This window comes from Bradyrhizobium sp. 41S5 (assembly GCF_011516665.3).
GTDB lineage: Bacteria > Pseudomonadota > Alphaproteobacteria > Rhizobiales > Xanthobacteraceae > Bradyrhizobium > Bradyrhizobium quebecense.
In genome coordinates this window covers 4,581,239-4,593,912 of record NZ_CP083721.1, presented here as the reverse complement: position 1 = coordinate 4,593,912, position 12,674 = coordinate 4,581,239, and the positions used below count along the sequence as shown (strand labels likewise).

The 12,674-nt window shown below is 63.5% G+C and carries 13 protein-coding genes; 9 read left to right on the top strand and 4 right to left on the bottom strand.

The window, feature by feature from the left end; all coding sequences use genetic code 11:
- The first annotated feature begins 30 nt into the window (after positions 1–30).
- The 3 genes from mce (at position 31) to mtnK (ending at position 2,101) form a co-directional block, all read left to right on the top strand.
- Positions 31–435, top strand: coding sequence for a methylmalonyl-CoA epimerase (gene mce / locus HAP47_RS22005; protein WP_016841811.1), 405 nt, complete (start codon positions 31–33; stop codon positions 433–435).
- Positions 436–441: 6 nt separating this feature from the next.
- Positions 442–717, top strand: coding sequence for a DUF1467 family protein (locus HAP47_RS22000; protein ID WP_173642793.1), 276 nt, complete (start codon positions 442–444; stop codon positions 715–717).
- A gap of 79 nt (positions 718–796) precedes the next feature.
- On the top strand, positions 797–2,101 hold the full coding sequence (gene mtnK / locus HAP47_RS21995) for an S-methyl-5-thioribose kinase (protein WP_173642794.1): 1,305 nt from the start codon (positions 797–799) through the stop codon (positions 2,099–2,101).
- 343 nt (positions 2,102–2,444) lie between these two features.
- Here the strand turns inward: mtnK and HAP47_RS21990 are convergent, their stop codons facing one another.
- The 4 genes from HAP47_RS21990 to HAP47_RS21975 form a co-directional block, all read right to left on the bottom strand.
- The gene (locus HAP47_RS21990) at positions 2,445–3,479 is read right to left on the bottom strand and encodes an ABC transporter permease (RefSeq protein ID WP_173642795.1); all 1,035 of its coding nucleotides are present in this window, start codon (positions 3,477–3,479) and stop codon (positions 2,445–2,447) included.
- 12 nt (positions 3,480–3,491) lie between these two features.
- Positions 3,492–4,994 (bottom strand): sugar ABC transporter ATP-binding protein, encoded by a 1,503-nt coding sequence (locus HAP47_RS21985; RefSeq protein ID WP_173642796.1) that lies wholly within the window; start codon positions 4,992–4,994, stop codon positions 3,492–3,494.
- 9 nt (positions 4,995–5,003) lie between these two features.
- On the bottom strand, positions 5,004–6,038 hold the full coding sequence (locus HAP47_RS21980; protein WP_173642797.1) for a sugar ABC transporter substrate-binding protein: 1,035 nt from the start codon (positions 6,036–6,038) through the stop codon (positions 5,004–5,006).
- An 88-nt stretch (positions 6,039–6,126) separates the two neighbouring features.
- Complete coding sequence (locus HAP47_RS21975; RefSeq protein WP_092114625.1) at positions 6,127–6,552, bottom strand: globin; 426 nt, start codon at positions 6,550–6,552, stop codon at positions 6,127–6,129.
- Positions 6,553–6,761: 209 nt separating this feature from the next.
- Here HAP47_RS21975 and HAP47_RS21970 point away from each other — a divergent pair, with 209 nt between their 5' ends.
- The 6 genes from HAP47_RS21970 to HAP47_RS21945 all read left to right on the top strand — a co-directional run bounded on the left by HAP47_RS21970 (position 6,762) and on the right by HAP47_RS21945 (position 12,671).
- Complete coding sequence (locus HAP47_RS21970; RefSeq protein ID WP_231168335.1) at positions 6,762–7,382, top strand: DUF2946 domain-containing protein; 621 nt, start codon at positions 6,762–6,764, stop codon at positions 7,380–7,382.
- An 84-nt stretch (positions 7,383–7,466) separates the two neighbouring features.
- Positions 7,467–9,845 (top strand): TonB-dependent receptor family protein, encoded by a 2,379-nt coding sequence (locus HAP47_RS21965; RefSeq protein ID WP_173642798.1) that lies wholly within the window; start codon positions 7,467–7,469, stop codon positions 9,843–9,845.
- Positions 9,846–9,856: 11 nt separating this feature from the next.
- Entirely contained in the window at positions 9,857–11,083 is a 1,227-nt protein-coding gene (locus tag HAP47_RS21960; protein ID WP_371821643.1) for a sialidase family protein, read from the top strand.
- Positions 11,080–11,577 carry a TlpA family protein disulfide reductase gene (locus HAP47_RS21955; protein WP_173643168.1) on the top strand — a complete coding sequence of 166 codons (498 nt, stop codon included), beginning with the start codon at positions 11,080–11,082 and terminating at the stop codon, positions 11,575–11,577. The genes HAP47_RS21960 and HAP47_RS21955 overlap by 4 nt, the downstream gene beginning before the upstream one ends.
- 34 nt (positions 11,578–11,611) lie before the next feature.
- Entirely contained in the window at positions 11,612–12,136 is a 525-nt protein-coding gene (locus HAP47_RS21950) for a copper chaperone PCu(A)C (protein WP_173642799.1), read from the top strand.
- Between the two features lie 7 nt (positions 12,137–12,143).
- Complete coding sequence (locus HAP47_RS21945) at positions 12,144–12,671, top strand: YcnI family copper-binding membrane protein (RefSeq protein WP_173642800.1); 528 nt, start codon at positions 12,144–12,146, stop codon at positions 12,669–12,671.
- Positions 12,672–12,674: the final 3 nt, after the last annotated feature.

Genomic DNA, 12,674 nt, shown 5'->3' with positions numbered 1-12,674 from the left:
AGGCGTGCGCAACGACGAAGGGAGAGAGAAATGCTGGGCCGCCTCAATCACGTCGCCATCGCGGTCAAGGACGCCAAGCAGGCCGCCAAGATATACGGCACGGCCTTCAATGCCGAGATTTCCGACGCGGTGCCGCTGCCGGAGCACGGCGTCATCACCGTGTTCGTGACGCTGCCCAACACCAAGATCGAGTTCATCGAGCCGCTCGGCGAGGCCTCGCCGATCGCGAAGTTCGTCGAACGCAATGCCGATGGCGGCATCCACCATGTCTGCTACGACGTGCCCGACATCATCGCGGCCCGCGACCGCATGATCGCCGAGGGCGCGCGGGTGCTGGGCGACGGCCAGCCGAAGATCGGCGCGCACGGCAAGCCGGTGCTGTTCTTCCACCCCAAGGACTTTTCCGGCGCCTTGGTCGAGATCGAACAGGCCTGAGCCCACATGGCGTACCAGATCTCCACCGGGCTTGCGATCTACTTCGTCCTTTGGTGGCTCGTGCTGTTCTTGACGCTGCCGTTCGGCATTCGCAGCCAGCATGAGGACGGCGTCGGCGCGCCCGGCACCGATCCCGGCGCGCCGATCCTGGCGCGGATGGGCCGCAAGCTGCTGTGGACCACGCTGCTCTCGGCCGTGATCTTCGCGATCGGGATGTGGGCCTATTACGCCGGCTATCTCTCGGTCGAACGGCTGTCGAGACTGATGGGGATGCCGTTCTAGACACCGATCAAGCGGTCAGAATTGGTGCCAATGGAGTGAGGATCAACCTCACCCTGGCGATGCGGAGGAGGCGACCACGATGAACCTGCAGGCCCAACCAGGCTCCGGGCAGAGCGCCTATCGAATCCTGCGGGAAGCCGATCTGCGCGAGTATCTCGCGAGCCTTCCGGCCATCGTCACGCAGCTTGGCGGGGCGCCGGCCGACTGGTCGATCAGCGAGGTCGGTGACGGCAATCTCAACCTCGTCTTCATCGTCAAGGGCAGCACCGGCGGCATCGCTGTCAAGCAAGCGCTGCCTTACGTCCGGTTGGTTGGCGAGAGCTGGCCGCTGCCGCTGTCGCGGGCGCATTATGAACATCTGGCGCTGGTGCATCAGGCGCGGCTGGCGTCGAAGCTCGTGCCGGCGGTGCTGCATCATGACGCGCCACTTGCGCTCACCGCGATGCAATTGCTCGAGCCGCACATCATCATGCGCAAGGGCCTGATCGGCGCCACGCGTTATCCGCGCTTTGTCGAGGATATCTCGACCTTCCTGGCGCAGACGCTGTTCTTTACGTCCGATCTGGCGCTGTCGGCCGCGGAGAAGAAACAGGGGATCGCGGATTTCGCCGGCAACCACGCGCTCTGCAAGATCACCGAGGACCTGATCTTCACCGACCCCTATCGCATCGCCGAGCAGAACCGCTGGACCGCGCCATATCTCGACGCGACGGCGGCGGCGTTCCGCGAGGATCTCGACCTGCATGTCGCGATCTCCAGGCTCAAGCTGAAATTCATGGCGAGCCCCGAGGCGTTGCTGCACGGCGACCTCCACACCGGCTCGATCATGGTGACCGACGGCGAGACCAAGGTGATCGATCCTGAGTTCGCCTTCTATGGCCCGATGGGCTTCGACATCGGCGCCGTGATCGGCAATCTCCTGATGGCCTATCTGGCCTCCGCCGGCCATGAGCGCACGCCGGGCGAGCGCGCGTCATTCGAGGCGTGGCTATTGGAAACCATCGAGGGCGTCTGGACCGAATTCTCGCGAAAATTTCTCGCGCTGTGGCGCAACGAGGCAAGGGGCGACGGCTATCCGGTGTCGCTGTTCACCGGCGAGGCCGGGGCGGCGCGGCTGGAGGCGGAACGGGATGCCTACATGGCGCGGCTGTTCCAGGACACGGTCGGCTTTGCCGCGGCCAAGACCATCCGGCGCATCCTTGGCCTCGCGCACAACATTGATTTCGAATTGATCGCGGACGAGAAGCAGCGCGCGACCTGCGAGGCACGGGCCCTGAAGCTGGCGCGCAACATGATGCTGGAGGCGGCGTCCTACACGACGATCGGCACCGTTACCTACGCCGCGCGCGAGCTGCGTCACTGGCAGCCGGATTTTGCCAGGTAGTTGGACGCGCGGAATGGTAGGGTGGGTTAGCCGAAGGCGTAACCCGCCGCCGATCCATCACCAGTCGATGAGCGGCGTTCGGAGCGACATTGGCGGGTTACGCTGCGCTGCCGCGAGAACGCGAAGCTGCCTCCCCATACTCATCGTCGTCCTGGCGAAAGCCAGGACCCATTACCCCAAATGATCGTTTTGTGCGACGCTGGAACGACGAATCCCATTCACAACTCCTGCTGCGGAGTATGGGTCCTGGCTTTCGCCAGGACGACAGCGGTGGATCTGCCACGATATCGACAACTGGAGAGGACGAGCGCCTCCATCACCATCTGAGCTGGCCTCAACAAGCTCACTCCGCCGTCTGTTCCCGCAGCCGCTGCGCGTAGACGTTGATGATCAGCGCCACGAGCAGGATCAGGCCGCGGATCAGGATCTTCAGGAAGCTGTCGATGTTGACGTGGTCGAGGCCGTTGTTCAGCACGCCGAGCACGAACAGGCCGACGATGGTGTTGCCGATGCCGCCGCGGCCGCCGAACAGGCTGGTGCCGCCGACCACCACGGCCGCGATCGAATCCAGGAGGTAAGTATCGAATTCGTTCTGTTGCGCGCTGCCGAAATGCGCGACGCCGAGCATGCCGCCGATCCCCGAGCACACCGCCGAGATCACCATCACGCTGCCGAGGATGAGCTTGACGTTGAGGCCGGCAAATTCGGCGGCCTCGCGGTTGCCGCCGACCATGTAGACGTAGCGGCCGAACCGCGTGTAGGTCAGCACCAGATGGCCGCCGAGCAGCATCACCGCGGCGACGATCACGATCCAGGGGATGCCGCCGATCGAGCCCGAGCCGAGCGTCGTGATCAGCGGCGGCACCTTGTAGGCAATCTGGCCGCGGACCAGCAGCGCCGAGACGCCAGCCGCGATCTGCATCATGGCAAGCGTCATGATGAAGGACGGGATGCCGATCACGGTCAGGCCCAGCGCGTTGACCAGGCCGAGCAGCGCGCACAGCGCCAGCGCCAGCAGGATCGCGGCAAAGCCCGGCATCGGGATGTTGGCGATGTTGACGTAGGATTCCTGCAACGTGAAATAGGCCACGGCAATGCCGGTGACGTTGGCGATGCTGGCAATCGACAGGTCGATCTCGGCACACAGGATCACGAAGGTGAGGCCGACCGCGATGATGCCGGTGACCGATACCTGGGTCAGGATGTTGCCGACATTGTCGATGGTCGCAAAGGACGGGCTTGCGATCGCGAAGAAGGCGCTGAGGAAGATCAGCGTCAGGAACGGCGCGATGTTGCGCATCTGCGAGCGCAGGAACGGCGCCAGCCCGCGCGGCCGCTGGTGATCGGCCGGGCTCGTCGCGCTGTCACTGCTTGCCATCATGCTACTCCATTAGGCCGCCTCGAGCAGCCGATCCTTGCTGACCGCTTCGCCGGCGAATTCGCGCACCACCGCACCGCGCTTCAGCACCAGGATCCGGTCGGCCAGCGACAGCACCGTCTCCGGCTCGGTCGACAGCACGATGATCGCCAGTCCCTTGGCGCGGAGGTCGCGCACGATGTTGATCACGTCGTTCTTGGCGCCGACATCCATGCCGCGGGTCGGCTCGCACAGCACCAGGAGGCGCGGCGGGTAGGTCAGCCATTTCGCCAGCGCCACCTTCTGCTGGTTGCCGCCGGAGAGCATGCCGAGATCGAGGCCGACCACCGGCGGCCTGATCTGCAACTGCTCGACCTGGCGCTGGGCGATCGCGCGCTCGCGCACCGGCTTGAGCAGCAGCGCCGAGATCCGGTCGAGGATGCTGATCGAGATGTTCTTGTAGACCGGCTCCTGGTGGAACAGCATGGCGCGGCGGCTCTCCGGCACCAGCGCAACGCCGGCCCGTCGCGCCGCCGCGGTGCTGCGGAAGGTTTTCGCCGAACCGTCGACCGCGAGCGTCCCGCCGTCCGGTCTCAGCTTGCCGAACAGAATCCGCGAGAGCTCCAATTGGCCGCAGCCCATGAAGCCGTAGATGCCGAGCACTTCGCCGGCGCGGGCCTCGAACGAGACGTCCTGCAGGCTACGGCGGAGCGAAAGCTGATCGACCTTCAGGACCGTCGAACCGCCACCCGGTTGCGGGAGCATCAGGTCTTCGGTGTAGCTGTGCTCCAGCGCCTCGCCGCCGCGACCGATCATGGCCTCGATCAGCGCGCCCTTGGTGGTGTCCGCGGACGCGGTCTCGGCGATCTTCCGCCCGTTGCGGAACACGGTCACCACGTCGGAGACCCGCAGGATGTCCTCGATGAAATGCGAGATGAAGACGATGCTGGTGCCTTCGTTGCGGAGCCTGTGCAGTGTCGTGAACAGGCGCTCGACCTCGGGCGGGGAGAGGGCGGAGGTCGGCTCGTCGAGGATGATGATGCGCGCGCCGGAAAACAGCACGCGGGCGATCTCGATCAGCTGCTGCAGGCCGATCGGCAGGTCGCCGAGCCGCGTCATCGGATCGACGTCGATGCCGAACCGGGCGAGCTGCTCGCCGGCCTCGCGCGCCATCCGCCGCCATTGCACGAAGCCGAGGCTGTTGGTCGGCTGGTTGCCGAGGAAGACGTTCTCGGCGACGGTGAGATCAGGCGCGACGCTGAGTTCCTGATGCACCATGCCGATGCCGGCGGCGTGGGCGTCGCGGGTGGAGCGGAAGCGGGTTTCCTTGCCGTCGAGCACGAAGCGGCCGGAGAATTCCGGATGCACGCCGGCGATGATCTTCATCAGCGTGCTTTTTCCGGCGCCGTTCTCGCCGACGAGACCGTGGATCTCGCCGGCGTGCAGCGCAAAGTCGACCCCACGAAGGGCTTCGACACCGCCGAAGGCCTTCGTGATCTGGTTCAACTCGAGGATCGGGGAGCGTCCCTGCGACATGGAGACCGCTCAGATCAGGAAGTGATCCTCCATCCATTGCATGCCAGGGGCGTTGGCCTTGGTCACGACGGGACCGTCGGTCACGACGTTCTTGGGAATGCCCTGGCCGCTCTTCTCGCCGCCGACCACGGCCGCGACGCCCGCCACGATCGCGCCGCCATGGATGCGGCAGGACGGATTGCGCACGGTTGCGAACATGCGGCCTTCGCTGACCGCCTGGATCGCCGGCGGCATGGCGTCGACGCCGCCGATCAGGATGTTGGTGCGGTTGTGCGCCTTCATGATGTTGGCGGCGGCAAGCGCCATGTCGTCATTGTGGAAGAAGGCGGCGTCGATCTGCGGATATTTCGTCAGATAGGTTTCCCACAGGCGGGCGGTCTTGGAGACGTCCCAGTCGGCGGGCTGGGTATCCAGCACCTCGATATTCGGGAACTGCTTGACGACGGAGTTGAAGCCCTTGGCGCGGCCCTGCGCGCCGGTGTGGCCGAGCGCGCCCTGGGTCATGATGACCTTGCCCTTGCCGCCGATGGCGTTGCACAGCGCCTGCGTCACCGAGGCGCCCATGAACTCGTTGTCGGGGGCGAGGAACGAATGGACGTTGATCTGGTCGAGCGGCGCAATCAGCGTGTCCATGTCGATCACGGGGGTGCCGGCGTCGATCATCTTCTGCACCGGCTGGGTCAGCGTGCCGATTCCGAACGCCTGGATCGCGACGAAGTCCCATTTCTGCGAGGCCATGTTGTCGATAGCGGCGCGCTGCTTGACGGCATCGAGCTGGCCATCGAACCAGGTCACCTCGACGTTGAAGAGCTTGCCCCAGAACTCGGCGGCCTGCTTGCCCTGTGCGCACCACGTCGCCTGCAGTCCGGCGTTGGAGAATGCGGCCTTCAGTGGCTTTTCCGATCGTCCCATTTCGGCTGCGAGCGCGGACGTCACGCCCATTCCGCCGAACAGGCCGGCCGCGGCTCCGCCTGCCGCCGCCAATTGCAGAAGGTCGCGCCGCGTCGTCGACGCCTTGTCCATCCCCTTGTCGGTCCCTGGCATTGTTTGCTCCCTCTTCGTTTTTCTGACCGTCGGCGTCAGTTGCACGCGCCGCGGATAAAGGGAGTGTGTCACAATCGGAACGGTCACGCTACGCCTTCGCGTCCACGAGATGTTTCTGTTGCAGCACGATGGCCTCGATGTCGCGAAGCAGCTTGTGCCACGCAGCATCGATCTCGTCAGACCATTGCTCACCGAGAATGTCGCGCAAGCAGTCCGCGATCACGGCAAAGAATGCGACGAACAATTCGCGCGGCGTCCCGTAGGCATCGTGCGAGAACACCTCGGATTCGATCAGGCGAAAATGTCCGCGGCGCTCGCCCGCGAAATCGAGGATCGCTTCGATCGTCAACGCCAGCATCGAGCCTTTGACCGGCTCGCTGCCTTCGGTGCGAAACATCGCCTGCGCCTCGGGATGCTCGCGAAACAAGCGTTGGTACACCAATGGCGTCAGATCATCGCAAGCCGCTGCTGCGAGTTCAAAACTGCGTTCGATCGGATTCGATGATGGAGTCATAGCGCTTTGCGATCATCACATAAAAAAAGAGCAGGGCTCCAAGCCCTGCTCCAAAAATTGTGTCGACCCTATTTGCCCCAAAAATTCGGTTTGATCTTGATTGATGGGGTGACGCTGCTTGTGCGCGTCGGGCTCCTCCCGAGACTTGGACCACCAGGACACACCTCGCGGCTGGCCTGAGCCCGAATTGGTAGACTATCTTTCCAGCCTTGTCATCATTTTCGGCAACGATTGTTCAAATTTCGAGCAATTTGCGAAATGATTGGGATGGTGCCACCGATGGTTGCGAAAGTGGTCTGAAAACACGTGACGGGGTAAGGGGATACGAAGGCCTGTGGAGTGGCCGTGACGCAAGTGTCACGCCCGGCAATTTCCGTCAGTCGGAAGAAACGAGGGATGTCGATGATCTCGACTTCCGACGGCTGTGGTGGTTAGTTCCGTCCCGGATGGGATTTGCGATGCGCCGGCGGCTGAAGATTTTTCTGCCCATAGTCCTGGTTGCCCTGCTGGTGCAGATTTTCGCACCGATCGGGGCCTGCTGGGCGGCGAGCCTTGCCGCGTCCGATCCACTCACGGCCGCCACCATCTGCCATGGCAATGCCGGCTCCGGAGGCGGGCAGGGCGACCAGACCGGTCATGATACCCATGACGGCTGTTGCTCGGCATGCAGCGTGCTGCAGACCGGTGCGCCCGTTGATCATCCGGAGATTACGACTCACGCCGTCGAGCGGCCTTCAACCCGCATCGCCTGGCTCGATTTCGCCGGCGAATTCGACCGTTCGCCGGCGCGCCACTCCGCGCAAGCCCGCGCGCCGCCGCTTTTTTCCTGACGACGTTCTCGCTGCCGGTGCGTGTCGCGCGCCGGCGAGTGCCTTGGAGCAAGCCGGCCGCAGAGCCGGCGTCAGGATTCATCCATGTTTCGATTTCATCCGCGGGCCGGGGCCAGTGCACTCACGCTGGGCTTCGGGCTTTCCATGCTTACAAACTGGGCAGAGGCCCAGACGACCCTGCCGTCCGTCACGGTCGATGCGCCGCAGGCCGCGCGAGCGAAACCGGCAAGGTCTAAGCCGAAGCCGCGCGCGGTTGCCGCCCGGCGGCCCGCAAGGCCGCTGGCGCCCTTGGCCGTGGCGGCGGCCGGCCGTGCGCAGCGCATTACGCCCAGCGCGGCGCGGGACAGCCTGAACCAGGCGCCCGCCGGTCAGACGCAAACCACCATCGACCGCAGCCAGTTCGAGAATCGGCCGGCCTTCTCGGTGGCGGACGTGTTGCGGGACAGTCCGGGCATCTCGATCAAGCAGGGCAACGGCCCGCGCGATTTCGGCATCTCGATCCGCGGGTCGAATGCACGCAATGGGTTCGGCATCCGGAATCTTGTGATCTTCGACGACGGCTTTCCGGTCACCCAGCCGGACGGCCTGTCTCGCAGCGACCTGATCGATCCGCGCGCCTATGGCGCGATCGACGTGGTCCGCGGCCCGTCATCGGCGCTCTACGGCAACTATGCGACCGGCGGCGCGCTGAATTTCCGGACCCGGCCGGGCGGCACCATCGACGGCGTCGAATACGGTGTCGACGGCGGCAGCTTCGGCTATCTCAACAACTATCTGGCCGCGGGCAAGAAGGTCGGCAATTTCGAAGGCTCGCTGTTCGCCAGCGACGCGCGCGGCGACGGCTATATCGGCAACAGCTGGTTCAATACCCAGACGGTCAATTTCCTCGGCACCCTGCAAATGACGCCGGACGACCGTTTCACGTTCAAGCTGATCAACAACGATCTGACGGCGCGCCTGCCGATCCGCTCGTCGCTCAATCAGTTCTACCAGAATCCGTTCCAGCAGGGCTGCACCACCGGCGCTACGGCCGCGGCGGGATGCGGAACCGTCTCTCTGTTCAACAACGGCTTCAACGGAACCAAATCCACCGAGACTGCGCTTCAAGCTGGCCTCGGCCGAGATGACCGCCGGACGATCATTGGGGGCCGCTGGGAACACGATTTCGACAACACGACTACGTGGCGCAACCAATTCGTCTTCGACGACCGGAACATCAATCAGCCGACGGGATCGACTAGCGCGCTCGGTGACTATCCGTCGTACAACTTCATGAGCGATTTGACCAAGCGCGGCGAATTGTTCGGAATGGATTCGACTACGATGGTCGGGGGTTGGTACAACACCCTCACGACGACCGGTACGACCTGGAACGTTTCGTCCGCGGGCAATGCGACACTCGGATTGCCACAGAGCAGTCTGTATCAATCGACAACCAATTATGGCGTCCGGGCGCGGGAAGAAATCAAGCTGATTCCCTCGGTGACGGCGATCGCTGGGGTCGGTTGGGAAACGACCACGCTGAACGGTGTCAACACTACGCTGTCCTATCCGGTCCCCAACAATCCCGCGATCGTGGGAGCGACCGTGACACAAGCGGCCCCTGTGTTCACCAACACCGCGCCGGAGTTCGCGCTGATCTACAAGCCGGACAACGAATGGCAGCTACGTGCTCGCGCGGCGACCGGCTACGGCACGCCGCAGGTCAGCAATCTGTTCGTTCTGCCGAGTGGGGCACCGGGCAACAACACGTCGCTCAAGACCCAGACCAACCTCGGCTACGATCTCGGCGCTGATTGGTCGCCCAACAAGAGCGTGAAGGTCAGCGCCACCGCCTTCTACGAATTCTTCAACAATGAACTTGTTTCGCAGGCGACGCAGGTGGCGGGATTTACATACACGTTCAACGCACCGCGCTCGGAACATCGCGGCGTTGAACTTGCCGCTCAATGGGCCTTCTATCGGGGATGGCAGTTCACGGCGGCCTACACCTATCTGGACGAGGTATATACCGACTACACGGAAAGCATCAGCAACTTCAAATTCAATCGGGCCGGGAACAAGATCCCCGGCATCTCGCCGAACGAGCTGACGGCACGGCTTGGCTATGACCAGCCGTCAGGCCCGCTGCAGGGGCTCGGCGGCTTCGTCGAAGTCCAGTGGAAGGATGGCTTCTACATGGACAACGCCAATCTGCTGCGGGCGCCGGGTTACGAGCTGGTCAATCTCAACGTTCACTACACGACAGCTCTGATCTCCGACTACTTCAAGTCGCTGAATCTGTATCTCGAGGTGCGGAATGTGTTCGACCGAACCTACATCGCCTCCGCGAACAATATCGCCAACTCGGTGACGGCGGCGGGCGTTCAAAATCCCGCGAGCATACTGGCGAACACCACCGGCTCGATCTATGCCGGATCGCCGCGGGCGTTTGTCGCGGGCATGAAGATCGCGTTCAAATGAGGAGCGCATCGATGACGTCTCGCAAATCTGCCGTTCGGATCGTGCTGGCGATGATGCTGCTCGGGGCTTTGCCCGATTTCGCCTGCGCGCAGATGAGCCACCAGCATGCCTCGGAAGCGGCGTGCGAGGAGACTGGACTGCGCTGCGCGAGCAAGGTCACTCCGGCCTTCGCGCCGGACGGGACACTGTGGCTGACATGGATGGCCGGAGGTCAAATCTCGGTCGCGAGCTCGAAGGATCAGGGCAAGAGCTTTTCCGCGCCGGTCCAGGTGACCCGGGAGCGGCTCAACCTGGATTGGGGCCCGGACGCGCGCCCGAAGCTTGCGATCGATGCCAAGGGAGACATCGCGCTGGCTTTCTCGATCTTTCGCGATCAGGCCTTCAACGGCCAGGTGCTGACCTCGCGCTCGACCGATGGCGGGCGCAGCTTTGATCCGCCAAAGCCGATTACCGCAAACAATGAGAGCCAGCGCTTCGAGGCGATCGGCTTCGATCCCGCTGGCTCGGTGTTCGCGGTCTGGCTCGACAAGCGCAACCGCGTGCCGGCGCAACAGCGTGGCGAGAAGTATGACGGTGCCGGATTGTTCTTCGCGTCGTCGAAGGATGGTGGCGCGACCTATTCCGATGCGCGGCTGGCGGCCGACAACACCTGCGAGTGCTGCCGTCTCGCCCTGGCGTTCGATGGCGCAGGCCATCCCGTGGTGGTGTTTCGAAACATCTTCGAAGGCGGTGTGCGCGACCATGCGATCGTGACGTTCACCGATCTGGCAACGCCCGGCGAGGTGCATCGGGTGAGCCGCGACGATTGGCAGATCGCGGCATGTCCGCATCATGGTCCGAGCCTGACCATTTCGCGCGAAGGAACCTATCACGTGACGTGGTACACCAACGGCAAGGCGCGCAAGGGATTGTTCTACGCGCGGTCGCGCGACGGCGGCAAGACCTTCTCCGATCCGCTTCCGATCGGGCAACTGAACCGGAGCCCGTCACGGCCGCAGATCATCGCCGGCCCGCAGGGGCTGGTGATGGCGTGGAAGGAGTTCGACGGCGAAAAGACATCGATCAACCTGATGACCTCGCGCGACGACGGAGCGAGTTGGTCGAAACCCGCTGTCATTGCTGACACCAGCGACAGTTCCGATCATCCGCTGCTCGTCGCCGACGGCCGGCAGACCTACCTGTCGTGGATGACGAAGGCGGACGGCTATCATTTTCAAGCGATCGAGGGCGAACCATGAAGCGCCATTTGCTCGCGACTTTGATCTTGCTCGCAGCGTTATCGCCCGCGCTGGCGGTTGAAGCGGGCGCACCCAAGCCGTTCGAACGCGGCAGCTGGCAAAAGCTGCTGCATGCGCACGCCGGCCATCCGACCCTGGTGCATTTCTGGGGCGTGACCTGCGGACCATGCAAGGTCGAACTGCCGCAGCTTGGCCAGTTCATGAAGGATCATCCCGGTATCGACGTCGTAACGATCAGCGCCGATCTGGTGCCGAACCTACCGGACGCGACCCGATCGATGCTGGATAAGGCGGGGCTCGCATCAGCCGAGAACTGGATTTTCGGCGATGGCTTCGCCGAACGATTGCGATTTGAGATCGATCCGGGCTGGCAGGGTGATAGCCCGCGAACGATGCTGATTGCCCGTGACGGAACGATCACAACGATCGAAGGATCGGCCGAACTCGCCGATCTGAACAAATGGTCTGACGCCCAGGCCGCAACAATCCGATAGCACGACCACTTCAACGTGAAAGGAATCCGCCGCCATGAAGACGCTCCCCCGTATCCTTGCTCTCGCAGCGCTGGCTGCAGTCATGTCCACGTCCGCACGCGCCGAGGACGTCAAGGCCGGCGACCTCGTAATCACCCAGGCTTGGACGCGCGCCACGCCGAACGGCGCCAAGATCGGCGGCGGCTATTTGACGATCGAGAACAAGGGGACGACGCCCGACCGGCTGGTGTCTGGCTCGGCCGACGTCGCCGGCAAGATCGAGGTCCACGAAATGTCGATGGACAATGGCGTGATGAAGATGCGTGCGCTCGACAAGGGACTGACCATCGAGCCGGGCAAAACGGTGAAGCTTGGACCCGGCGGCTATCACCTGATGATGTTCGATCTGAAGAACCCGCTGAAGCAGGGCGACAAGGTGCCGGTCACGCTCGAATTCGAGAAGGCCGGCAAGGTCTCGGTCTCGCTGGATGTCCAGGCCGTCGGTGCGCAGGCGCCGGGTGGCAGCGATCACTCCGGCCATGGCGACCATTCCGGTCACATGGACATGAAGAAGATGTGAGGGAGCCATGCGATCACATACGCTCTTCATTGCTGCGGCGACGCTGCTCGCGACGTCGCCGGCCACCGCTCACATCACGCTTGAAGGAAAGCAGGCGGCGGTCGGATCGTATTACAAGGCTGTTTTCGCCGTGCCGCATGGCTGCGCGGGATCGGCGACGATAAAGCTCCGCGTGCAGATTCCGGAAGGCGTGATCGGGGTGAAGCCGATGCCGAAGCCCGGCTGGACCCTCGATACGGTCACCGGCAAATATGCCGCCCAATACGACTATCACGGCGCCAAACTCTCCGAGGGCGTGAAGGAAGTCGCGTGGAGCGGTGGCAAGCTCTCCGACCAGAACTACGACGAGTTCGTGATGCAGACGTTTCTCACCGATACGCTGAAGCCGAACACCACGTTGTATTTTCCCGTCGTGCAGGAATGCGAACAGGGCGTCAGCCGCTGGATCGATGTTCCGGCCGAGGGGGAGGGCGGCGGGCACGACCATGGCAGCAAGACGCCGGCGCCCGGCGTCAAGCTGCTGCCGAAGTCGTAAGCC